The organism is Halomonas sp. ABH4_019 (assembly GCF_056159885.1).
The window spans coordinates 88,068-108,045 of record NZ_JBSWWC010000003.1 but is presented as its reverse complement, the minus strand read 5'-3'; the positions used below and the strand labels follow the sequence as shown (position 1 = coordinate 108,045).

At 68.6% G+C, this 19,978-nt stretch carries 25 protein-coding genes; 8 read left to right on the top strand and 17 right to left on the bottom strand.

The genetic code is table 11. The features are described 5' to 3' along the window. Positions 1-130: 130 nt before the first annotated feature. Positions 131-652 (top strand): gluconokinase, encoded by a 522-nt coding sequence (locus ACXAFN_RS12835; RefSeq protein ID WP_474989198.1) that lies wholly within the window; start codon positions 131-133, stop codon positions 650-652. A 186-nt stretch (positions 653-838) separates the two neighbouring features. Here ACXAFN_RS12835 and ACXAFN_RS12830 read toward each other — a convergent pair whose 3' ends face one another. From ACXAFN_RS12830 to ACXAFN_RS12815, 4 genes are all read right to left on the bottom strand, one after another. After that, a complete protein-coding gene (locus tag ACXAFN_RS12830; protein ID WP_474989197.1) occupies positions 839-2,143 on the bottom strand; it encodes a TRAP transporter large permease in 1,305 nt (434 codons plus the stop codon). Continuing rightward, on the bottom strand, positions 2,143-2,739 hold the full coding sequence (locus ACXAFN_RS12825; protein WP_474989196.1) for a TRAP transporter small permease subunit: 597 nt from the start codon (positions 2,737-2,739) through the stop codon (positions 2,143-2,145). Before ACXAFN_RS12825 ends, ACXAFN_RS12830 begins: the two co-directional genes overlap by 1 nt. Before the next feature lie 81 nt (positions 2,740-2,820). After that, a complete protein-coding gene (locus ACXAFN_RS12820) occupies positions 2,821-3,840 on the bottom strand; it encodes a TRAP transporter substrate-binding protein (RefSeq protein ID WP_474989195.1) in 1,020 nt (339 codons plus the stop codon). Then, the gene (locus tag ACXAFN_RS12815) at positions 3,837-4,640 is read right to left on the bottom strand and encodes a FadR/GntR family transcriptional regulator (protein ID WP_474989194.1); all 804 of its coding nucleotides are present in this window, start codon (positions 4,638-4,640) and stop codon (positions 3,837-3,839) included. Before ACXAFN_RS12815 ends, ACXAFN_RS12820 begins: the two co-directional genes overlap by 4 nt. A gap of 193 nt (positions 4,641-4,833) precedes the next feature. Between ACXAFN_RS12815 and ACXAFN_RS12810 the strand changes: the two genes are divergently transcribed. Both ACXAFN_RS12810 and ACXAFN_RS12805 read left to right on the top strand, forming a co-directional pair. After that, positions 4,834-5,736: a complex I NDUFA9 subunit family protein gene (locus tag ACXAFN_RS12810; RefSeq protein ID WP_474989193.1), complete on the top strand. Its 903-nt coding sequence runs from the start codon at positions 4,834-4,836 to the stop codon at positions 5,734-5,736. Positions 5,737-5,841: 105 nt separating this feature from the next. Next, positions 5,842-6,045: a YjfB family protein gene (locus ACXAFN_RS12805; RefSeq protein WP_474989192.1), complete on the top strand. Its 204-nt coding sequence runs from the start codon at positions 5,842-5,844 to the stop codon at positions 6,043-6,045. Positions 6,046-6,049: 4 nt separating this feature from the next. On the opposite strand, the gene ACXAFN_RS12800 is transcribed toward ACXAFN_RS12805, so the two are convergent. The 4 genes from ACXAFN_RS12800 to ACXAFN_RS12785 form a co-directional block, all read right to left on the bottom strand. Further along, the gene (locus ACXAFN_RS12800; RefSeq protein ID WP_474989191.1) at positions 6,050-6,361 is read right to left on the bottom strand and encodes an antibiotic biosynthesis monooxygenase family protein; all 312 of its coding nucleotides are present in this window, start codon (positions 6,359-6,361) and stop codon (positions 6,050-6,052) included. A gap of 64 nt (positions 6,362-6,425) precedes the next feature. Continuing rightward, positions 6,426-6,863 carry a nucleoside deaminase gene (locus ACXAFN_RS12795; RefSeq protein WP_474989190.1) on the bottom strand — a complete coding sequence of 146 codons (438 nt, stop codon included), beginning with the start codon at positions 6,861-6,863 and terminating at the stop codon, positions 6,426-6,428. A 95-nt stretch (positions 6,864-6,958) separates the two neighbouring features. Beyond that, the gene (locus ACXAFN_RS12790; protein ID WP_474989189.1) at positions 6,959-7,717 is read right to left on the bottom strand and encodes a VIT1/CCC1 transporter family protein; all 759 of its coding nucleotides are present in this window, start codon (positions 7,715-7,717) and stop codon (positions 6,959-6,961) included. A gap of 76 nt (positions 7,718-7,793) precedes the next feature. Then, positions 7,794-8,129, bottom strand: a complete 336-nt coding sequence (locus ACXAFN_RS12785; RefSeq protein ID WP_474989188.1) for a hypothetical protein — start codon at positions 8,127-8,129, stop codon at positions 7,794-7,796. A gap of 81 nt (positions 8,130-8,210) precedes the next feature. Between ACXAFN_RS12785 and ACXAFN_RS12780 the strand changes: the two genes are divergently transcribed. Beyond that, entirely contained in the window at positions 8,211-8,798 is a 588-nt protein-coding gene (locus ACXAFN_RS12780; protein ID WP_474989187.1) for an NADPH-dependent FMN reductase, read from the top strand. An 18-nt stretch (positions 8,799-8,816) separates the two neighbouring features. On the opposite strand, the gene ACXAFN_RS12775 is transcribed toward ACXAFN_RS12780, so the two are convergent. Next, positions 8,817-9,113 (bottom strand): DUF2798 domain-containing protein, encoded by a 297-nt coding sequence (locus ACXAFN_RS12775; RefSeq protein ID WP_474989186.1) that lies wholly within the window; start codon positions 9,111-9,113, stop codon positions 8,817-8,819. A gap of 140 nt (positions 9,114-9,253) precedes the next feature. Here ACXAFN_RS12775 and ACXAFN_RS12770 point away from each other — a divergent pair, with 140 nt between their 5' ends. Beyond that, entirely contained in the window at positions 9,254-10,186 is a 933-nt protein-coding gene (locus ACXAFN_RS12770) for a LysR family transcriptional regulator (protein WP_474989185.1), read from the top strand. Positions 10,187-10,195: 9 nt separating this feature from the next. On the opposite strand, the gene ACXAFN_RS12765 is transcribed toward ACXAFN_RS12770, so the two are convergent. The 7 genes from ACXAFN_RS12765 to ACXAFN_RS12735 all read right to left on the bottom strand — a co-directional run bounded on the left by ACXAFN_RS12765 (position 10,196) and on the right by ACXAFN_RS12735 (position 16,644). Then, the gene (locus ACXAFN_RS12765; RefSeq protein WP_474989184.1) at positions 10,196-10,561 is read right to left on the bottom strand and encodes a thiol-disulfide oxidoreductase DCC family protein; all 366 of its coding nucleotides are present in this window, start codon (positions 10,559-10,561) and stop codon (positions 10,196-10,198) included. Between the two features lie 13 nt (positions 10,562-10,574). After that, positions 10,575-11,183, bottom strand: a complete 609-nt coding sequence (locus ACXAFN_RS12760; RefSeq protein ID WP_474989183.1) for an O-methyltransferase — start codon at positions 11,181-11,183, stop codon at positions 10,575-10,577. Positions 11,184-11,287: 104 nt separating this feature from the next. Next, entirely contained in the window at positions 11,288-11,854 is a 567-nt protein-coding gene (rloA3, locus tag ACXAFN_RS12755; protein ID WP_474989182.1) for a retropepsin-like aspartic peptidase RloA3, read from the bottom strand. A 154-nt stretch (positions 11,855-12,008) separates the two neighbouring features. Then, the gene (locus tag ACXAFN_RS12750) at positions 12,009-12,647 is read right to left on the bottom strand and encodes a hypothetical protein (protein ID WP_474989181.1); all 639 of its coding nucleotides are present in this window, start codon (positions 12,645-12,647) and stop codon (positions 12,009-12,011) included. A 198-nt stretch (positions 12,648-12,845) separates the two neighbouring features. Further along, positions 12,846-14,336 (bottom strand): CoA-acylating methylmalonate-semialdehyde dehydrogenase, encoded by a 1,491-nt coding sequence (locus ACXAFN_RS12745; protein ID WP_474989180.1) that lies wholly within the window; start codon positions 14,334-14,336, stop codon positions 12,846-12,848. A 51-nt stretch (positions 14,337-14,387) separates the two neighbouring features. Next, positions 14,388-15,671 (bottom strand): M24 family metallopeptidase, encoded by a 1,284-nt coding sequence (locus ACXAFN_RS12740; RefSeq protein ID WP_474989179.1) that lies wholly within the window; start codon positions 15,669-15,671, stop codon positions 14,388-14,390. An 88-nt stretch (positions 15,672-15,759) separates the two neighbouring features. Then, a complete protein-coding gene (locus tag ACXAFN_RS12735; RefSeq protein WP_474989178.1) occupies positions 15,760-16,644 on the bottom strand; it encodes a HalD/BesD family halogenase in 885 nt (294 codons plus the stop codon). Positions 16,645-16,747: 103 nt separating this feature from the next. Between ACXAFN_RS12735 and ACXAFN_RS12730 the strand changes: the two genes are divergently transcribed. Further along, a complete protein-coding gene (locus ACXAFN_RS12730; RefSeq protein WP_474989177.1) occupies positions 16,748-17,635 on the top strand; it encodes a LysR family transcriptional regulator in 888 nt (295 codons plus the stop codon). Between the two features lie 33 nt (positions 17,636-17,668). On the opposite strand, the gene ACXAFN_RS12725 is transcribed toward ACXAFN_RS12730, so the two are convergent. Continuing rightward, a complete protein-coding gene (locus tag ACXAFN_RS12725) occupies positions 17,669-18,145 on the bottom strand; it encodes a YbhB/YbcL family Raf kinase inhibitor-like protein (protein WP_474989176.1) in 477 nt (158 codons plus the stop codon). Between the two features lie 124 nt (positions 18,146-18,269). Between ACXAFN_RS12725 and ACXAFN_RS12720 the strand changes: the two genes are divergently transcribed. Further along, on the top strand, positions 18,270-18,731 hold the full coding sequence (locus ACXAFN_RS12720; protein WP_474989175.1) for a flavodoxin family protein: 462 nt from the start codon (positions 18,270-18,272) through the stop codon (positions 18,729-18,731). Positions 18,732-18,794: 63 nt separating this feature from the next. Then, on the top strand, positions 18,795-19,877 hold the full coding sequence (locus tag ACXAFN_RS12715) for a TAXI family TRAP transporter solute-binding subunit (RefSeq protein WP_474989174.1): 1,083 nt from the start codon (positions 18,795-18,797) through the stop codon (positions 19,875-19,877). Positions 19,878-19,978 lie beyond the last annotated feature (101 nt).

The following is a 19,978-nucleotide window of genomic DNA, read 5'->3' as shown; positions in this document are numbered from 1 at the left end:
CGCCAGCGCTCGGCCAGGCGTATCCTGCATTTTCTCGAGCACCACTCCGAGCAAAATGCTCATGCCTCATACTCAAAAAATGCTAGAATCGCCGACAACCTTTCGATGACAAGACACGGCAGATTCTCGCATGAAGACGACCGCCAAGAGCATTCTCGTCATGGGGGTTTCCGGTTCAGGAAAGTCTCATATTGGGCGACAACTGGCCGCCGCCATGGGGGCCACCTTTATCGACGGCGACGACCACCACGGCCCGGACAATATCGCCAAGATGAGCCGCGGCGAGCCCCTCGACGACACCGACCGGATCAGCTGGCTGTCGACCCTGGCCGACCTGTACCGACAGTATCGCGACCGGGGCTGCGACCTGGTCATCGGCTGCTCGGCGCTAAAGCGCGGCTACCGGAACCAGCTGCGCCGGGCGGCGCCGGACCTGAAGATCCTCTATCTCGCGGGAAGCCGCCGGGTGCTGCTGGAGCGCCTGGAATCCCGCGGCGGCCACTTCTTCGCCGGCGCCCACATGCTCGACAGCCAGCTCGCCACCCTCGAGGCGCCCGGTGAGGACGAGGCCATCCGCATGGACATCCGCCAGCCCCCCCGCGAGATCGTCGAGCATTTTCTCGAGACCCTGAGCGAAAGCGACGACGGCTGATTCGGCGCCTGGCCACCCACCAGAAGCCACGATAATAACGACGCCAAGGCGTCGTTATTTTTTTATCATGTCGCCATAAGAGGCCCCATCATCTCGCGATAATTTCCCGACACCTTCGACAAAAAAACGGGCCACCGGAAGACCGGTGACCCGCCAACGTCGTCAGCGCTTTGTCGTCGTCAGTCGTCAGCCCACCAGCCACATGGCCAGGTTCGGCCAGAACAGCAGCGCGAACAGCACGCACAGCTGCAGGGCGATGAACGGCAGCAGCGAGACGAAGATGTCCTTGAGGCTGACCTCGGGCGGCGCCACGCCCTTGAGGTAGAAGGCCGCGGGGCCGAACGGCGGCGACAGGAACGACACCTGCATGTTCACCGCGAACAGGATGCCGAACCAGATCGGGCTGTAGCCCAGCTGCTCGACGATCGGCACGAAGATCGGCAGCGTCAGCATCGCCACCCCGATCCAGTCGAGGAACATGCCCAGCACCAGCAGGATCGCCATCATCACCAGGATGATCACGATCGGCGCCACGTCGAGGCCCATGATCATCCCCGAGATGAAGCGGTTGCCGCCCATCAGGTTGTAGACCCCCACCAGCGCCGCGGCGCCGATGCCGATCCAGATGATCATGCCGCAGGTGGTCAGCGTCTGGCCGAGGCTCTCGTGCAGCGTCTTGACCGAGAACTCGCCGCGGGCGACCACCGCCAGCAGCACGCCGAACACGCCCATGGCCGCCGCCTCGGTCACCGAGGCCACGCCGCCGTAGATCGAGCCCAGCACCAGCGCCGCGATCAGCCCCGGCACGATGATGGCGCGCAGCGCCTGCCAGCGGTTGGCGAAGCCCTCCTCGCGGTCGGCGTCGCTCATCGGCGGGCCCATGGCGGGGTTTCGCAGGCAGCGCACCAGCACGTAGCCGATGTAGGACAGCATCAGGATCACCGCCGGGGTGATGGCCGCGGTGAACAGGTCGGCGATCGACTCCGAGGCGATCAGGCCGTAGATGATCAGCACGATCGACGGCGGCATCATGGTGCCCAGCGCCCCGCCGGCGCAGACCACGCCGATCGACAGGTGCTTGTCGTAGCCCAGGCGCAGCATCTGCGGCAGCGCCAGGATGCCCAGCAGCACGATCTCGCCGCCGATGATCCCGGACAGCGCGGCCAGGAAGAAGGCCACCACGATGGTCTGCACCGCCACGCCGCCGGGCAGGCGGCCGGCGAACACGCGCATGGCGTTGAACAGGTCCTTGGCGATCCCCGATCGGTCCAGCAGCGAGGCCATCAGCACGAACATCGGCACCGCCACCAGCGAGTATTCGGTGACGAAGCCGTAGACGCGGCTGGTGACCAGCGGCAGGGCGTTGGGCCCGAACCAACCGAAGGTGAAGCCGAGTGCCACCAGGCCGGTGATGAAGGCCAGCGGCAGGCCGGTGACCAGCAGGGCGAAGATCAGCCCCACCAGCAGCATGGTGCCAGTCGCGATATCCATCAGGCGGTGCCCTCCGTGTCATCGGGGACGGGCGCCGGCTTGCCACGCAGCGACTGCACCAGGTGCAGCAAGGCCTGGACGCACATGATGGCCAGCGCCAGCAGGATCACACCCTTCACCAGCGCCGGAAACGGCGGGTTCCAGGAGGTGCCGGAGCGCTCGAGCTGCCACTCGCCCAGCGGGTTGTGGGAGGCCCCCCAGAACATCACGAAGGCGGCGTAGCTCATGCCCAGGCAGAAGCCGAAGGTCACCAGGTCGTTGAAGCGGTCGAGCCACAGCTTGAGGCGCGGCCCGGCACTGTCGTAGAGCACGCGCACGCGGATGTGGCGATTGCAGGCCAGGGTCGCGGGGCCGCCCAGGGCGAAGCTCACCGCCACCAGCATCACCACGCTCTCGTGGACCCAGGAGGTGGGCGAGCCGAAACCGTAGCGCATGATGACCTCATAGACGCTGATCACCATGGCGACGAACACCAGCCAGGCCGCCACGCGGCCGGCGGCCATGACGCCGCGATCGAACACGTTGCGAACCGGATCGGGCGGACTCGCCTCGGCGGAGGCCGAATCGCCCTCCGGACGACGGGAGGCTTGAGTCATGGGACTTCCTCGATGCAGGGGCGGGCCACGTCTCCGTGGCCCGCCGTCGTGATGGCCGGCGCCGGGCGCCGGCGGAATGGCTTACAGCAGGTTGTGGTTTTCCAGGTAGGCCACCACCGACTCGTAGAACTCGGCGGTGATCTCGTTCTTCTCGGCCCAGTTGGCCCACTCGTCCTTGGCGATGTTGCGGAACTTGGCCCGCTCCTCGGCCGGCAGGTCGATGATCTCGATGTCCGGATCCTGACGCGCCTCGCGCACGACCTCCAGGTCGCGGGTCTTGAGCTCGGCGACCATCTCGTAGGCCAGGTCGTCCACCGAGGTCTCGAGGATCGCCTGCAGGTCGGCCGGCAGACCGTCCCAGATGTCCTTGTTCAGCGAGACCGCCACCATCGGCAGGGAGTGGAAGCCCGGGTACAGCGGATAGGGCGCGAACTCATGAAGGCCCTGGGCCTGGTTGGTGGCGAACACCGTGTAGTCGGCGGCGTCGATCACGCCCTTCTCGAGGCCGGTGTAGACCTCGGAACCCGGCAGGTTGACCGGGGTCGCGCCGGCGGCCTCGAAGATGTTGTAGACCATGCCCTCCGGGGCGCGCAGCTTGAGGCCCTGCATGTCCTCGACGGAACGGATCGGCTTGGTGGACGGCAGCGACTCCAGGCCGGTGGCCGCGGCACCGATCAGGTGCAGGCCGTAGGGCTCGACGAGCTGGTTGTAGAGCGCCTCGCCGCCGGCGTTGTTCATGTAGTCGAGGAAGTCGTAGGGATCGCTCCAGGCGCCGACCAGGTTACCGATCATGCCGAACGCCGGGTCCTGGCCGGTGAAGTAGCTGGGATCGGTCAGGTGGCCCTGCAGGATCCCGGACTGCACCGCCTGCAGGGTCTGGTTGGCCTGGACCACCGCCCCCACCGGCAGGATCTCGATGCTGATCCGGCCGTCGGACATCTGCTCGACGTTCTCCGCCCAGGCCTTCTTCATCTCGAACTGGGGCTCGCCGGCGGTCTCGGAGGTCTGGAAGGTCCACTCGTAGTCGGCGGCCTGGGCGTTGACGGCCAGGGCGCCGAGCACGGCGGCGGTCAGGGTCTTGAGAGGCATGCGTGTGCTCATGAGGCTTCCTTATCGCTGCTTGTTGTTGAAACGTCGGTTGTCGTGACATCGAGAGTGGGGAGGGCCGGCATCAAGGCCTCGAGCCCCAGGTCCCGCCCGGTGCGTTCCAGCACCTTGAGGGCCGCCGCGGCGGCCTGGTCCGGCTGACGCAGGCGAATCGCCTCCATCATCCGGCGATGACGCTCCATGCTGTCGTGGAGCTCGTCGGCGCTGTGGTTGGAGCGCTCCACCAGCAGCGCGATGGCCGGCTTCAGCACATGGCTGATCTGCGCCCAGACCAGGTTGTGCGATGCCGCGAAGACGGCCTCGTGGAAGGCCACGTCGTAGTCGTCGTGGGAGATGCCCTGCCAGTGCAGGTCGTCGTGTTCTAGGGCCCGGATCATGCCCTCGTAGGCCGATTCGATGGCCAGCAGATCCGCCGCGGTGGCGTGTTCCGCCGCCAGGCGGGCGACGAAGGGCTCCACGGCGACCCGGAAGGCGAAGATCTCGCGCTGGATACGCGGGTTGGGCTGGGCGAAGCGCGCCATCCAGGCGCTGACCTGGGGGTCGAGCAGGTGCCACTCCTGCAACGCCCGCACCCGCGTGCCCTGGCCCGAGATGCGCGTCAGCAGACCCGCCGCCACCAGGGTCTGCAGGGCGCTGCGCACGGTGCTGCGGCTGACGCCGAAGCGCTCGCAGAGGTCCAGCTCCCGGGGCACGAAGTCGCCCGGCCCGTACTGGCCGCTGAAGATGGCCTCGGCGAGGTCATCGGCGATATCGGGCCGCGGCGAGCGGCGGGCGTTGTCGGCGGCGTGGGACATGATCGGCGTTCCGGTTCGTGCGAGCCCTGTCGGACTCCTTGTTAGTTATGTCGGACATAGACTCGAACAAAATCGGACTTTCTGCCTTTAGACTTTGGTCTCCTTCACCGAGAGTCGCCGCCGCCGCTTGCGACCAGTCCCTCCTCAGGCACAATGCCCCGATGATCTTTCGCAGGCCCAAGGGATAAGCGACATGCCGGATCGACCGATCACGGTATTCGGTGGCACCGGCTTTCTCGGCGCCACCCTGGTGCGCGAGCTGGTGGAGCTCGGCCGTCCGGTGCGCCTGGTCGCCCGGCGGCCCGCCTGGCCGGCCTGGGCCGAGCCCGGCGATCCGCTGGAGGTCGTGGCCGCCGATATCCGCCGCGACGACGAGGTGGCCGCCGCCCTGGAGGGCGCCGGACCGGTGGTGAACGCGGTGAGCCTGTACACGGAGACCCGAGGCCTGAGCTTCGAGGCCATTCATGTGGAAGGGGCCGGGCGCCTGGCACGGCTGGCCCGGGAGGCCGGCGTGACCCGGCTGGTGCAACTCTCGGGCATCGGCGCCGACCCGCGCTCGCCGTCGCCCTATGTCCGCGCCCGGGCCCGGGGCGAGGCCGCGGTGGTCGAGGCCATGCCCAAGGCGATCATCGTGCGTCCCAGCGTGCTGTACGGCCCCCGGGACGCCTTCCTGGCGACCCTGGCCAAGCTCACGCGGCTGCCGGCGATCCCGCTGTTCGGCCGCGGCGAGACACGCCTGCAGCCGGTACACGTGATGGATGCGGCCCGGGCCCTCGCCCATTTGACCGGCGGCGCGGCCCCGCGACGCCGCCTGTTCGAGCTGGGCGGCGACGACGCGTTGCGCTACCGGGAGATCCTGACGCTGGTCATGCACCACCTGCACCGGGAGCGCCCCCTCGTGCCGGTGCCCTTCCCCGCCTGGCGGGCGCTGGCGCTGCTGGCCTCGGCGTGGCCCGACCCGCCGCTGACCCGCGACCAGGTCGTGCTCATGCAGCACGACAACCTGGTCGGCGACGGCGTGGGCACCTTCGCCGACCTGGGCCTAGCCCCTCGCTCGCTGCGCGAGGCTCTCCCGGCCTGCCTGCCGGCGTCATGAGCCGCGTCGACGCGACGGTTTTCCCCACCCCGCCCACACCGACCTTTCCGCCCCGCTGGCGAGCTGCTAGGGTGGCACCGACAACCTCTTGTTCAGGAGAAGTCGATGGACACGTCCGTCAACAACGTGGTCGCCCAATCCCAGGTGCTGGAGCAGTACCAGACGGCCCAGCAGGCCCAGATGCAGGTGTTCAAGGAAGCCCTGGATACCCAGCAGCAACAGGTCACCGCCCTGGTGGAATCCGCTTCGGTCGAACCCCAGCTGGCCCGGGACGGTAGCCTCGGCACCCAGATCAACACCTACGCCTGACCCCTCAGGCGCCGTACTCGCGCTCCACCCGCGCAATGCGTACCCGGTAGCGCGAGTACCATCGCTCCCGCCCCAGTCGCTGGGCCTCGCGATGCTCCACCTGAGCCTTCCAGCGTCGAATCGCCTCCGGATCCGACCAGTAGGACACCGTGATGCCCACGCCGTCACGGGCCGTCTCCACGCCAAGAAACCCCGGCTGCTCGGCGGCCAGCGTCATCATGCGCTCGGCCATGGCCGCATAGCCGTCGTCGACGTCGTGGCGCAGCGAGGTGAAGATCACGGCGTAGTACGGCGGCTCGGGAGTCTCGGCGATCATGACGGTCCTCTCGATGGTGACGGCGGTGGCGGGCCATGCCGCCCGCCGGAAGGATATCGCTCGGCTACTCGCCGATATCCTCATGCCACAGCGCGGGCTTCTCGGCGATGAAGCGTTCCATCAGCGCGATGCACGCCGGATCCTGCAGCACCTCGACCTCGACGCCCCGCTCGCGCAGCAGGGCCTCCTCACCCAGGAAGGTGCGATTCTCGCCGATCACCACCCGGGGAATCCCGTACAGCAGGATGGCGCCGGTGCACATGGCGCAGGGCGACAGGGTGGTATAGAGGGTCGAGGTTCGATAGATGTCGGACGACTGGCGCCCGGCGTTCTCCAGGGCATCCATCTCGCCATGCAGCACCGTGCTGCCGAGCTGGACGCGCTGGTTGTGTCCCGTGCCGAGGATCACCCCGCGATGCACCAGCGCCGCCCCGATGGGAACGCCGCCCTCGGCGAGACTCCTGCGCGCCGCCTCGAGCGCCGCCCTCATGAAATGTTCCATGCCCGTCCTCCCGGTGGGTCGCGTTGACTGCCGGACAGCCTAGCCTAAGTCGCCGTGGCCATTCGACGCCAGCGGTCCGGCAGGCCAGGACGAACTCATGGGGCGACGCCGAACAGCGCCTCGGCCAGCACGCCGGTCACGAAGGCCAGCCCCGCCGCGGCGCCGCCCATCAGCAGGGTGCGCAGCCCGGACTGCCCGACCGGGCACCGATAGACCAGGCTCTTGAGCATGCCGATCGCCAGGAACATCAGCGCGGCGAGTGCCAGGCTGGCCAGGAAACGCTCCACGGTGGCCAGGCCGGGCACCGCATAGGGCAACAGCGGCATGGCCCCCACCCCCAGGAAGGCCGCGAAGGTCACCCCGGCCGAGCGCCAGGGGCTGAGCCCTTGCCGCTGCAGGCCATGCTCCTCGGTCAGCATGGTCTCCACCCACACTTCCCGATCGCGACAAATGGTCTCCACGACCCGCTCCAGCACCTCGCCCGTCAGGCCCTTGCGGGCATAGATCTGGCGGATCTCCTCGCGTTCACCCTCGGGCACCAGGGCGATGTGCTCGAGCTCCCGTTCCCGGGCCCGCTCGACGCCCTCGCGCTGGGCCTGAACCGCCTCGAAGTTGCTGATCGCCATGCTGAAGCCATCGGCGAGCAGGTTGGCGAAGCCCAGTACCAGCGCGACCCGTGGCGAGAAGCCGGCGCCGAAGGCCCCGGAGACCACCGCGAAGGTGGTCACGCAGCCGTCGATACCGCCGAGGATGGCATCGGGCATGTGGTGGGGGCGCTCGGGCCGCTCCAGCCGACGACGGATGGCCTCGGGGCGGTGATGTTCCTGCAGGCTCTCGCGTTTGCTGCGGACCATGGGGCCCTCCTCGCCGACCGGCGGTGACGCCTCTGTCTACGAGGGTTGGCGAGACACGCCGGGCTGTCCAGGCCGATCAGGTCGACGCCTCGTCCTCGCGGGCCCGCCACCAGTCGGCATAGGAGGAATGGGCCGGGTGTCGGCCGGTCTCGTCGGGGGCCGCGTCGCCCCACCACACCGGGCCGCGCTCGCCGAGGGCCTCCTTAGCCCGCTGCACCGACGCCCGGGCCGCGGCGAGTGCGGCTTCGTCCTCGTCCCGCAGGGCCGCCTTCACCGCCCGCCGGGCGCGCATCAGCTCGCGTACTCGCCGCCGGCGCGTCGCCTCGTCGAGCCGTGGGTCGGTGCATCGCCACAGCCGTTCCCGGGCCACGAAATAGCGACCGTCCGGCGTGCGTGGATAGTCCCTTGCCATCGTCACCTCCTGGCGCTTGTACCGCCTGCCGATAGCGACCATCATCGAAGCCACCCCCACGGCAAGCAAGGAGCACCGTCCATGAGCGCCCCCTCCTCTCCGCGTATCCTGGTCTTCGCCGGCAGCACCCGCCGGGCCTCCTTCAACAAGCGCCTGGCGCGACTCGCCGCCGACCGCCTGGAGGCCCACGGCGGACGGCCGACCCTGGTCGACCTGGCGGACTATCCCATGCCGCTCTACGACGGCGATCTGGAAAACGAACGGGGCCTGCCCGACGCCGCCCTGGCCCTGCGAGAGCAGCTGGCCGAGCACCAGGGCCTGCTGATCGCCTCACCGGAATACAATGGCTTCATCACGCCACTGCTCAAGAACACCATCGACTGGCTGACTCGCCCCCACCAGGGCGACAGCGGCCTGGCGCTGTTCCAGGGCCGGCTGGCGGCGGTGGTGGCCGCCTCGCCGGGGGGCCTGGGCGGGCTGCGCGGCCTGGCGCTGGTGCGCCAGCTGCTCGGCAACATCGGCGTGACCGTGCTGCCGGACCAGCTCGCCGTGGCCAAGGCGGGCGATGCCTTCGGCGACGACGGTCGGCTGCTCGACGACGGCCATCGCGACAAGCTGGACGCCCTCTGCGGGCGGCTGGTCCACGACCTGGCGCGTCTGCACGGCTAACGCATTCACCACGGCGCCTCAACGGTCGCCGTCGCCGGCCAGGGTCCAGGTCACCAGCCGCTGGACCAGCGGCCGCACGCTCAGCACGCCGATGAAGGCCACCGGCATGGCGCGCACGTAGGCGCGGCCCACGGCGGCCAGGTAGTCGGGGCCGATCCCGCCGTTGACCGCGGTGATCACCAGGCTCATCAGCAGCGTCATCAGCGCGGACATGTAGAAGGCGAAGACCAGCGGGGCGAAGCGCGGCGGAATGCCCCGGCGCGCCTTGGCGGCGGGGTCGGTGGCGGTGCGCTGCGGGCTCGAAGGCGTCGACATCTCAACCCTCCTCTGTCGTCGGTTGTCGATCGTGATGCCCCCAGCCTAGCGGCCCCGTCACTACCGCTGTAGACGTCATGGCCTTGGTTCACTATAAAGGCTTATTTACGAATACAGACGAACATTCCGCGAGAAAACCAATGGATACCCTGCGCGCCATCGAGAGCTTCGTGAAGGCCGTCGAGGCCGGCAGCATCGCCGGTGGCGCCCGACGCCTCGGCATCAGTCCCGCCGCGGCCAGCCAGGGCATCGCGCGCCTGGAGGCGGCCATGGGCGTGCGCCTGCTGGCGCGCACCACCCGGCGCATGTCGCTGACCGACAGCGGGGCGATCTACTACGAGCATGTTCGCCATGTCGCCCGGGATCTGGAACGCGCCCACGGCGCCATCTCCGCGCTGCAGGCCGAGCCCCGCGGCCGGCTGCGGGTCACCTCCACCGCCGCCTTCGGCCGCCATGTGCTGGCACCGCTGATGCCCGGGTTCAACGCCCGCTATCGTCACTTGTCGCTGGAGCTGTTGACCACCGACCGCAGCGTGGACCACATCCAGGAGGACGTGGACATCAGCATCCGCTTCACTCCCCAGCTCGAGGAGGGACTGGTGGCCCGTCGCGTCGCCTCCATCCCCTTCCTGTTCTGCGCCGCGCCGGACTACCTGGCCAGGGCCGGCCATCCCCGCAGCCCGGAGGAGCTGCGCAGCCACGACTGCCTGGCCTTCCGCTCGCCGCTGGACGGCCGCTTCATGAGCTGGGGGTTCCTTCGCGACGGGCTGCGCTTCGAGCCGGACTTCAAGGCCACCATGATCAGCGACGACATCGACGTCCTGGCACGCATGGCCCTGGCCGGCGGCGGGATCACCCGGCTGGCCGCCTTCATCGCCGAGCCGCATGTCGAGGCCGGTCGCCTGATACCGCTGTTCGAGGAGGGCGACGGCCCGGTGCAGGCCGTGTCGGAGCCCATGGACATCTACCTGTGCGTGACCGACCGTCAGGCCCTGACGCCCAAGGTCAGGGCCTTCATGGACCATCTCGTCGAGCACCTGCCGGCGGCCTGGCGGCCGCGCGGCGCGGAGTAGCGGTTCGCGCTACCAGCGCCCCTGACGGCGCAGGCGACGCCGCACCCAGCGCCGGTATCCGGCCTCGAGCAGCGGCTTGACCAGCGGCAGGCCGATCAGCCAGGCCAGCGGCCTGAGCCGGGGTACGCAGCGCATCAGCAGGAGGTAGGCGTCCAGGCCGCGATAGAGACGCCCCGACTCGTCCTCCACGTGGAGCGAGCGCAGGGCCTCGCGGGGGTCGATGCCGCGGGCACGCAGGCGGTCGGCGTGGTCGGTGACATCGATCCACTCCACCGGCGTCGCCCCGCCGGCCAGTCGCTCGTAGCGCCGCCGATCGCGACGACAGCGTGGGCAGACGGCGTCGTAGTACACCCTGAGGTTCGAGGGCTCGCCCATCGTCCCTCCCGCATCACCCGGGCGCCGTGGCCGGCGCCCGGGTGGCCAGGAACTCGCCCTTGCCGACCGGCACCAGGCTGGTGGTGAAGGCAGGGTCCGCCTCGACCAGGTCGATGAAGGGCGCCAATTCCTCGGCATGGGAGGTGGCGTTGTCCACCACCAGCAGCCCCGACGGGGCCAGGGCCTCGCGTACTCGCGGCCACCAGTCGACGTAACGGGCGCGATCCGCGTCCAGGAACACCAGGTCCCGCGAGGCGGGCGCCTGGCGCTCGAGCACCTTGTCGGCATCGGCGTGCAGCGACTCGATCGCCTCCGCCAGGCCGGCGGCGGCGAAATGTTCGCCGGCCATGCCCCAACGGTCGGCGGCCCACTCGATGGTGGTGACCCGGCCACCGGTGGCGCGGGCCGCGTCGGCGAGCCACAGGGTGGAGTAGCCGTTGGAGGTGCCGACCTCGAGGATGCGCCGGGCCCCGGTGGCACGCACCAGCACGGCGAGGAACTGGCCGGTGTCGCGGGTGATGTTGCGCAGGCGCTCGTCCGGCGCCGTGACGCTGCGATCATGCTGTTCGGCGAAGGCCTCCAGGTCGGCCAGCAGTCGATCGAGGGGAGTGATGGGGGACATGGCCACCTCCGTTTGGCATGGCATCTGGTGATCTTGTCTCGTCCCTGCAGACTCGCTCGGGCGAGACGGGTTCCCTCCCGCGGCTCACCCGAGGCGCGCCGGCGTCAGGCGCCGATGTCGTCGTCGTATTCCTTGTCGGCATGGGACTCCAGCGGCGAGTCGTCGTCGCAGCGCGGCTCGTGCAGGAAGGTCTCGGTCACGTCGAGATGCCCCAGGCTCTGGATGGTGCGGCGCCCCAGCAGCACCGGATAGAGCATGTCGTCGCGATCCCTGAGGCTGAACTGCTCCTGGTAGCGGGTGTCGCCGATGCAGATGGTCATCAGCACCGCCGGACGACGGTCCTTGCCGCCGGCACCGCTCAGGATCAGGCGGCGAAAGATCGGGCGTTCGAATTCGCGGCTGACCACCTCGCCGGTGGCCTCGTCCTCGAGCTCGACCTCGAAGCGTACCCAGTCTTCCCCGTCGCGCTGGAACTCCTCGATGTGCTCGGCCTGCATGGAGGAGGTCAGCGCCCCGCTGTCGAGCTTGGCCTTCACCTCCACGCCCCAGCCGGGATCGATCAGGGTCTTCTCCACCCAGCCGTAGACCTCGGGCTCGTCGGCCATCGCAGTGCCGGACAACAGGCCGGCGCCCAGCAGGGACACCAGGGTGCGGGACAGGAACTTGTGCATGTGCTCTCCTTCGACATGTCGAGGGGGTCTCACGACCCGGCCGTGCCGGGTCGCAGCGGCAATCGAACCCCATGAGACATCGCGCTCGGGTCCGGGTTCCCTTGTGCCTCCATGGCGCGGTGCCTGCATGGCGCGGGAGCCCCGAGCGATCACGTCAGGGGGCGGCACTGCGCAGCTGCTCGAACTCCGCCCCGCTGACCTCGCGGCGCTCGGCGTCGAGGATCTTGCCGCCGAGGGCCGCCACCGCGAGGGTGAAGTCGATCAGGGCATCGGGGCTGTGGGCGACACGCCGCTTGTTGCGGAAGTGCACCAGGATGGAGAGGCCATCGACCACCGGATGCTCGCCCTCCTCATGCAGCGGCGGCAGCGCCCCGGGCGGGGTGCTGTTGGCTACCACCATGCGGTAGCCGGTGCGCGGCGGACGGATGTTGTAGACCCGCTGCCTGGCGTCGTAGACCGCGTCGACTTCCTCGAGCTTGCGCCGGAGCCGACGATTGGTATCGAGCCCGGGCCAGTCGAGGACCACGAACAGGCATTGCCGGACATCCTCGCTGTTGGCGACGCGAAAGCGCCGCGCCACGGCCCGGGGCTCGGGCTGGGGTTCCGGCGAGGTGGAGGGGCGCGTCGTGGCGGGGGGCGGCGATGGCGTGGACTCGGTCGCCATCGCCGCGGCGGGCTGATGGGGCGCCTCGCGGCGGCTGCCGCGGCGCAGATACCAGGTCAACCCCAGGGCGGTTCCGCCCATGGCCAGGGCCAGGCCAGCCAGCAACATGGCCCCGATCGTGATGTCCATCGCGCCTCCTCCCCTCCGTCGTCCATGATGACCCTCGAAGGAAACACGAAGCGGCGAGGCGCACAACATAACGAGGCGCGAGACATCGCCCAAAAAACGCGCCAATTCATTGCTTTGCTCGATCGAGCGCCCCGGTGCCCGGGCCGGGCTTCGGGGCGCTCGAGGGCCTGACCGTCACCGACGGCCGGTCCGGGGCGGTCAGTTCGAGGGGAAGCTGAACTGGGCGCTTTCCTGCTGGGAACGCTGCGGCCAGCGCTGGGAGATGGCCTTGCGGCGAGTGTAGAAGCGCACCGCGTCGGGGCCATAGGCGTGCAGGTCGCCAAACAGCGATTCCTTCCAGCCGCCGAAGCTGTGGAAGGCCACCGGCACCGGCAGCGGCACGTTGATGCCGACCATGCCCACCTCGATGGCGTCGGCGAAGCGGCGTCCGGCCTCGCCATCGCGGGTGAACACGCAGGTGCCGTTGCCGTACTGGTGGTCGTTGATCAGCGCGATGGCTTCCTCGAAGGTCTCGACGCGCACCACGCACAGCACCGGGCCGAAGATCTCGTCGCGGTAGATGTCCATCTCCGGGGTCACCCGGTCGAACAGGGTCGCGCCGAGGAAATAGCCCGGGGAGCCTTCGACCAGCGGGTGCTCGCGACCGTCGACCACCAGCTCGGCGCCGGCCTGCTCGCCCCGCTCGATATAACCGGCCACCTTGTCACGATGGCCAGCGTTGACCAGCGCGCCCATGTCCAGCCCCTTCTCGGTGCCGGGGCCGATCTTCAGGGTACGCGCCTGCTCGGCGACCTTGCCGACCAGGGCATCGGCGGTGTCATCGCACACGCAGACCGCCACCGAGATCGCCATGCAGCGCTCGCCGGCACTGCCATAGGCCGCCCCGATGAGGGTGCTGGCGGCGTTGTCCAGGTCGGCGTCCGGCAGCACGATGGCATGGTTCTTGGCCCCACCGAGCGCCTGGACGCGCTTGCCGTTGTCGGCGCCGCGGCGATAGATCGACTTGGCCACCGGGGTGGAGCCGACGAAGGACAGCGCCTTGACGTCCGACGCGTCGATCAGCGTCTCCACGGCCTCGCGGTCGCCGTGAACCACGCTGAAGATGCCCCGCGGCAGGCCGGCCTCGTCGAGCAGCTCGGCCATCTTGACGGCGGCGGACGGCACCTGCTCGGAGGGCTTGAGAATGAAGGCGTTGCCGCAGGCGATGGCCATCGGGTACATCCACAGCGGCACCATGGCCGGGAAGTTGAACGGCGTGATGCCGGCCACGATGCCCAGCGGCTGGTGGTTGGACCAGGTGTCGATGCCCGGCCCGGCGTTGTGGGAATACTCGCCCTTGAGCAATTCCGGCACGCCGCAGGCGTACTCGACGTTCTCGATGCCGCGCTTGAGTTCGCCCATGGCATCCTCGAGCACCTTGCCGTGCTCCTCGGCGACCAGGCGGCAGATCTCGTCGGCGTCGCGCTCGAGCAGCGTCTTGAAGCGGAACATCACCTGGGCCCGCTTGGCCGGCGGCAGGTCGCGCCAGGCCGGCTGGGCGGCGCGGGCGGCCTCGATGGCCCGCTCCACGGTGCCGGCATCGCCCAGGCTCACCCGGCGGATGGCCTCACCGGTGGCGGGGTTGAAGACGTCGAGCTTGCGCTCGCCGGCCAGGGATTCGCCGGCGATCCAGTGGTTCACATCGGTCATGGGGTCTCTCTCAGATTCGTTGGCAGAGCATTCGCTAGACGGCGGTTAGCCTCAGACTTCCCGATCGAGCAGGGCCTCGTCGAACGGGTAGCGCGAGAGCTTCTCGATGCCGGTGTCGGTGACCAGCACCTCTTCCTCCAGCTTGACGCCGTCGGCGGCACCGACCTCGCCGATATAGCTCTCCACGGAGACCACCATGCCGGGCTCCAGGACGCCGTCCTTGGAAAAGCGGTCGAAGTCCATGTGGTGGGCGACCAGCGGGGTCTCGCCGTGCATGCCCACGCCATGGATGATCGACGGGTAGCGGCGGTCGAGGAAACGCTCGGGGATCTTCCACGCCTGTTCGGCGATCTCGCGATAGCTCATGCCCGGCTTGAGGATGCCCATGTTGTGGTGCACCTGGTCATAGGCCATGCGGTAGAGGCCCTTCTGGTAGGCGCTCGGCTTGCCCGGGCCGACGTGGAAGGTACGCGAGAAGTCGGAGTAGTAGCCGTGGCAGCCGATGGTGTCGGTGTCCAGCGCCACCAGCTCGCCGGGGCGGATCACCCGGTCGCTTGCCTCGTTGAACCAGGGGTTGGTGCGCGGCCCTGAGGACAGCAGGCGGGTCTCGATGAACTCGCCGCCCTGGCGAATGACGTCGCCGTACATGATGGCGAACAATTCATTCTCGGTGACGCCAGGCTTGATGGCGGCCTCGACCGCGGACACCGCGGCTTCGCTGCCGGCCATGGACTGGGCCAGGCAGGCGATCTCTTCCGGGGTCTTGATACGGCGGCAGTGCAGGGTGTCCTGCATGCAGTCGAAGACCTCCAGGCCCTGGGCTTCCAGCGAACGGGCCAGGTTCAGGGCGCAACGGTCCAGGCCGATCTTCTTGTTGCCGCCACCATGTGCCTCGATCAGCTCGGCGATCTCGACGCCGAAGGGGTCGGAAGACAGGTTGTCACGCTGGTTGACCGCCGACCACACCACCTTGGAGGTGCGTGACTCGTCGATGGTCTCGAGCCAGGTGGAGACGTGGGCGCTGCCGGGATACTCGAACAGGATCACCGGGCCGTCCAGCGGCACGTAGATGTAGCGGGTGGAGTTGCGCAGGAAGTAGCCGAACATGTTGCGCGAGCCGGTGGCATAGCGCTGGTTGTAGGGGTCGAACAGCACCACGGCGGCATAGCCCTGCTCGGCCATCATCGCCCGCAGGCGCTGCAGGCGACCGGCGCGCAGCTGCTTGGGATCGAAGGCGGTGGGAATGCTGTCGCCATTGGCCATGGGGGCCGAGGGAATCACCGGAATGTGGTCCGGCTCGTTGTCGGTCAGCTTCTCGAAATCCACGATGCTCATGTCAGGTCTCTCGGGGCGTCATTTTGAGTGTCGTTCCGGATAGCGCCGGCCGAGCCGGCGCCACGGGCATGCAGGCCAGAAGGCAGGATCAGTCGACCAGGGAGTCGCTGCGGTCCATGCCCTCTTTCAGCAGCTTCTCGTGGATCGGTGCCATGCGGCCGAAGATGCGCTGGGCACGCTCGGGACGACCGATGAAGCCCGGCTCCTTGGCATAGGCGAAGATCACGGTGTGACGCTCCTTGTCGCCCTCGGCCGGCGTCACCCGGTGCAGGGAGTAACGCCCGAAGAAGATCTGCAGGTCACCGGGCTGAAGGTCCAGAGACTTGAGTCCCGAGCGGTCGCCGTCGAGAACCTGTTCGACGCCCTCGAAGTTCTCGCCCTCGGGGCTGCGGATGCCCGGCGCATACTCGAAGCGACCGCCGCCGTGGGACTGGCGAGTCATCATGGTGACGATGAACTCGTTGGTGTCGTAGTGCCACGGATGCTGGCAGCCCTCGCGCAGCACGTTGACCACCAGGTCGGCCAGCGGGTCGGCGTACTGGTGAATCTCTTCCATGCCGACCACGGTGGCGATGAAACGTTGGAAGTCGGCGTTCTGGTAGACCTGGCGAATGATGGTGTCTTCACCGATACGATCGCCGGCGACGAAGCCATTGGTGCGATCGTCGAAGCGGTTCAGCGGGTGGCTGGCCGGCTTCGAAGGATCGGCGTCGCTGTTGTAGGGATTGGTCTCGGTCTGGTTGTAGTGGGCGTCCGGCGACAGGCGCTCGGTCTCGCGCTCCAGGCGCTCGAGGGCTGCCTCGGGCACGAAGTTCTTGAGGACCACGCAACCATCATCATCCAACTGGCGACGGCACTGCTCGATCAACGCGCGACCGCTGTCGCCGTCGAGGTCGTCGAGAGGATAGCGAGCCAGATCGATGAGCCCGTCGAGGGCGCTGGCGGGGGTGTCGGCCGAAGATTCCACAGGCATGAGATGCTCCGCTGTCGTGTTCATGCTGGACAGCTTAGAAGCCGATTATCCATAATAGAAATGAATCATCGAGATAAGACTAATTTCAAAGGCTCATCAATTTATGGATACCGTACTGCTCCGTGCCTTCGTCACCGTGGCCGAATGCCAGGGCTTCAGCGCCGCCGGCAAGGTGCTGCACCGCACCCAGTCGGCGGTGAGCCTGCAGATCAAGCGCCTCGAGGATCAGATGGGCCAGCCGCTGTTCGAGCGCACCAGCCGCAGCGTGCTGCTGACCCGTCACGGCGAGCGACTGCTGCCCTATGCCCGGCACATGCTGACCCTGGAGGACGAGGCGCGTGAGGCGCTGGGCGAGCGGCAGCGTGGCGAGTTGATCCGCTTCGCCACCTCGGAGGAGCAGGCCAGCGCCTACCTGCCCGAACTGCTGGAACGCTATGCTCAGCGCTTCCCGGACACACGGCTGGACATCACCTGCGACATGAGCGCGTCGCTGGTCGGCCAGTTCCAGGAGGGCCTGCTGGACGTGGTGCTGTCGATCCGTCACCTGCCGACCCAGTCCGGCCATTTGCTGGGCTGGGAGCCGATGGTGTGGGTGGTGGCCGAGCGTAGCCGTCCGGAGGAATGGGAGGTCCTGCCGCTGGCCCTCAACCCCGAGGGCTGTACCTTCCGGGCACACGCGCTGTCGGCGCTGGGCCGCGAGGAACGACGCTGGGAGATTCGCTATGCCAGCACCTCACCCACCGGCATCAACCTGCCGGTGCAGGCGGGCCTGGCGATGACGGTGAAGACCCCGCGCAGCGTGCCGGCGGGCTGCCGGATCGTCGGCGAGGCGGAGGGGTTACCGCCGCTCGGCCAGGTCGAGATCGAGCTGCACCGCCGCCCCGGCCATACCGGCGAGGCGCTGGAGGCGTTCTGCGAGGAGCTCGAGCGGCTCGTCACCGCCAGCGAGGATGTCGCCGCCCCGGCCCCGGGCGAGATGGTGGCCGACTGAGACTGGCCCCAGGCGCGAAGCGGCGACTGGCGTTCAGTCGCGGCGATAGGTGCCGATCAGGCGGTTCATGCCGAGCAGGTGCGGCTCGACCTGCTTGAGCAGTTCATCCATGGAGATGCCCTCGGGCAGGGCGGTGGGTTTGTCCAGCGCCAGCACCCAGAAATAGTACTGGTGCAGGCCATGCCCTTCCGGCGGCATCGGGCCGCCATAGCCGTTGCGATTGAAGTCGTTGCGCCCCCGGGTGCCCGCGGCGGTGGCCTCCTTCAACGAGGTGATCGAGCCGGGCAGATCGTAGAGCACCCAATGGACGAAGCCGTAGCTGCCGTGCTGCACCAGCGGCGCATCCGGGTCATGGCAGATCACCGCATAGCCCTTGGTGCCCTCCGGGGGATTCTCCCAGGCCAGGGGCGGCGACAGGTCATCGCCCTCCCCGGTGTACTTGATGGGGATGGCCTGGCGATCCTCGAAGGCGGAACTGGTCACCTGCATCGTCGAAAAGGCGAAGGCCATGGGGCTTCCTCCCTGATGGAATCGTGGATGCTGATTTCAGCGTCGGCGAGGCGTGCGAGCCTGTCAACGGCGCTACTCCATGGCATGATGGCGGTCACGCCATTCTTCAACCCGGCAGGCCGACATGAAGCGACTGTTGATCGTGGCCCATGCGCCCTCCCCCAACACCCGCCGCCTGCGCGAGGCCGCCGAGCGCGGCGCCCGCCACCCCGATATCGAGGACGTCGAGGTGGTGGTCAGGCCGCCGCTCGAGGCCGGCCCCGACGACGTACGGGCCTGCGATGCCATCCTGCTCGGCACCACCGAAAACCTGGGCTACATGAGCGGCGCCCTGAAGGACTTCTTCGACCGCTGCTATTACCCGCTGATCGAGGAGACCCAGGGCCTGCCCTGCGCGCTCTACATCCGCGCCGGCCACGACGGTACCGGCACCCGCCGCGCCGTGGAGGGCATCGTCACCGGCCTGCGCTGGAAATGGGTGCAGGAACCGCTCACGCTCAGGGGCGAGTGGCAGGACGCCTTCGTCGATCAAGCCGAGGAGCTGGGACTCTATCTGGCCGCGGGCCTGGACGGCGGCATCCTCTGAGGGGCGGGGCTATGCTGAGGCTATCGACGCCCGGCAATACGCCGATGCCTCAGGAGGTGCGCCATGGAATTCCAACGGACGGCGCCACAGCGCGCCATCGCGTCTTTCCCCGCTTCGCTCGGCCGTTACCTGTTGTGGCTGGCCGCCCTGGCCTGGCCGACCGTGCCGCTGCAGGCCGCCGATGCCCCGTCCATCGTCATCGCCACGGCGAGTCCGGCCGGCGTCTATCATGCCACGGGACGCGCCCTCTGCCAGTTGCTCGATACCCCCTGCATCGCCCGGCCCAGCGGCGGTTCCGCCGCCAACCTCGCGGCGGTCCGTGCCGGCGAGGTAACCGTCGCCCTCGCCCAGTCCGACCTGCAGCATGCCGCCGTCACCGGCACCGGCGGCTTCGTCGAAGCCGGGCCTGACGACGCGCTGCGCTCGGTGATGTCGCTGCACGGCGAGCCCTTCACCCTGGTGGTGCGGCGCGACAGCGGCATCGACGGCTTCGCCGATCTCAAGGGGCATGCCGTCAACGTGGGCAATCCCGGCTCCGGCCAGCGCGGCACCATGATGACCCTGCTCGAGGCCTGGGGCTGGAGCCTCGATGCCTTCCGCCCGGCCGACGAGCTGCCCGCCGACCAGCAGTCGCTGGAACTCTGCCACGGCAACATCGACGCCATGGTCTACACCGTGGGCCACCCCAATCCCTCCATCGAACAGGCCGTGCGGCTCTGCAACGCCCGGCTGGTCGACGTGACGGGGCCGGTGGTCGACCGCCTGGTGGCCGCGACGCCCTACCTCGCCCGCGCCACCATCCCCGCCGGCCTCTACGCCGACGATCAGCCGGCGGTCGAGACCTTCGGGGTGCGAGCCACCCTGGTGGCCTCGGCGGATGCCGACCCGCAGGGGGTATATGCCGTCGTCGCCGCGGTCTTCGCCGACCTCGAGGCCTTCAAGGCCCGGCATCCGGCCTACGCCGACCTCACCCCGGAGCGCATGATCCACGATGGCCTCTCGGCGCCGCTCCACGAGGGGGCCAGGCGCTACTACCGGGAGCGCGGCTGGCTGCCCGATGAGCCCCCCGCCCCCGAATCCGCCGAACCGGCCACGTCGACGGATCCGTCACAGGCGCCGGCGGCGGACTCGGCGACGTCCGGTTAGGTTTTGTGCGAAAGGCCGGCGAGCGATGGCCAGGGCTAGGCCCGTTCCCGACGGGCCAACGCACTTCCCACATTCGTGTGGGTCGCAAGACAAAAATCGGT

Excerpts from the sequence above, each read along its gene's own strand:
- ACXAFN_RS12765 (WP_474989184.1), bottom strand. The coding sequence starts at position 10,561 with ATGGGCGAGCCCTCGAACCTCAGGGTGTACTACGACGCCGTCTGCCCA.
- ACXAFN_RS12805 (WP_474989192.1), top strand. The coding sequence starts at position 5,842 with ATGGACACGTCCGTCAACAACGTGGTCGCCCAATCCCAGGTGCTGGAG.
- ACXAFN_RS12740 (WP_474989179.1), bottom strand. The coding sequence starts at position 15,671 with ATGAGCATCGTGGATTTCGAGAAGCTGACCGACAACGAGCCGGACCAC.
- ACXAFN_RS12785 (WP_474989188.1), bottom strand. The coding sequence starts at position 8,129 with ATGGCAAGGGACTATCCACGCACGCCGGACGGTCGCTATTTCGTGGCC.
- ACXAFN_RS12790 (WP_474989189.1), bottom strand. The coding sequence starts at position 7,717 with ATGGTCCGCAGCAAACGCGAGAGCCTGCAGGAACATCACCGCCCCGAG.
- ACXAFN_RS12835 (WP_474989198.1), top strand. The coding sequence starts at position 131 with ATGAAGACGACCGCCAAGAGCATTCTCGTCATGGGGGTTTCCGGTTCA.
- ACXAFN_RS12825 (WP_474989196.1), bottom strand. The coding sequence starts at position 2,739 with ATGACTCAAGCCTCCCGTCGTCCGGAGGGCGATTCGGCCTCCGCCGAG.
- ACXAFN_RS12725 (WP_474989176.1), bottom strand. The coding sequence starts at position 18,145 with ATGGCCTTCGCCTTTTCGACGATGCAGGTGACCAGTTCCGCCTTCGAG.
- ACXAFN_RS12745 (WP_474989180.1), bottom strand. The coding sequence starts at position 14,336 with ATGACCGATGTGAACCACTGGATCGCCGGCGAATCCCTGGCCGGCGAG.
- ACXAFN_RS12730 (WP_474989177.1), top strand. The coding sequence starts at position 16,748 with ATGGATACCGTACTGCTCCGTGCCTTCGTCACCGTGGCCGAATGCCAG.
- ACXAFN_RS12770 (WP_474989185.1), top strand. The coding sequence starts at position 9,254 with ATGGATACCCTGCGCGCCATCGAGAGCTTCGTGAAGGCCGTCGAGGCC.
- ACXAFN_RS12810 (WP_474989193.1), top strand. The coding sequence starts at position 4,834 with ATGCCGGATCGACCGATCACGGTATTCGGTGGCACCGGCTTTCTCGGC.
- ACXAFN_RS12720 (WP_474989175.1), top strand. The coding sequence starts at position 18,270 with ATGAAGCGACTGTTGATCGTGGCCCATGCGCCCTCCCCCAACACCCGC.
- ACXAFN_RS12795 (WP_474989190.1), bottom strand. The coding sequence starts at position 6,863 with ATGGAACATTTCATGAGGGCGGCGCTCGAGGCGGCGCGCAGGAGTCTC.
- ACXAFN_RS12735 (WP_474989178.1), bottom strand. The coding sequence starts at position 16,644 with ATGCCTGTGGAATCTTCGGCCGACACCCCCGCCAGCGCCCTCGACGGG.
- ACXAFN_RS12820 (WP_474989195.1), bottom strand. The coding sequence starts at position 3,840 with ATGAGCACACGCATGCCTCTCAAGACCCTGACCGCCGCCGTGCTCGGC.
- ACXAFN_RS12780 (WP_474989187.1), top strand. The coding sequence starts at position 8,211 with ATGAGCGCCCCCTCCTCTCCGCGTATCCTGGTCTTCGCCGGCAGCACC.
- ACXAFN_RS12715 (WP_474989174.1), top strand. The coding sequence starts at position 18,795 with ATGGAATTCCAACGGACGGCGCCACAGCGCGCCATCGCGTCTTTCCCC.
- ACXAFN_RS12775 (WP_474989186.1), bottom strand. The coding sequence starts at position 9,113 with ATGTCGACGCCTTCGAGCCCGCAGCGCACCGCCACCGACCCCGCCGCC.
- ACXAFN_RS12760 (WP_474989183.1), bottom strand. The coding sequence starts at position 11,183 with ATGTCCCCCATCACTCCCCTCGATCGACTGCTGGCCGACCTGGAGGCC.
- ACXAFN_RS12830 (WP_474989197.1), bottom strand. The coding sequence starts at position 2,143 with ATGGATATCGCGACTGGCACCATGCTGCTGGTGGGGCTGATCTTCGCC.
- ACXAFN_RS12750 (WP_474989181.1), bottom strand. The coding sequence starts at position 12,647 with ATGGACATCACGATCGGGGCCATGTTGCTGGCTGGCCTGGCCCTGGCC.
- rloA3 (WP_474989182.1), bottom strand. The coding sequence starts at position 11,854 with ATGCACAAGTTCCTGTCCCGCACCCTGGTGTCCCTGCTGGGCGCCGGC.
- ACXAFN_RS12815 (WP_474989194.1), bottom strand. The coding sequence starts at position 4,640 with ATGTCCCACGCCGCCGACAACGCCCGCCGCTCGCCGCGGCCCGATATC.
- ACXAFN_RS12800 (WP_474989191.1), bottom strand. The coding sequence starts at position 6,361 with ATGATCGCCGAGACTCCCGAGCCGCCGTACTACGCCGTGATCTTCACC.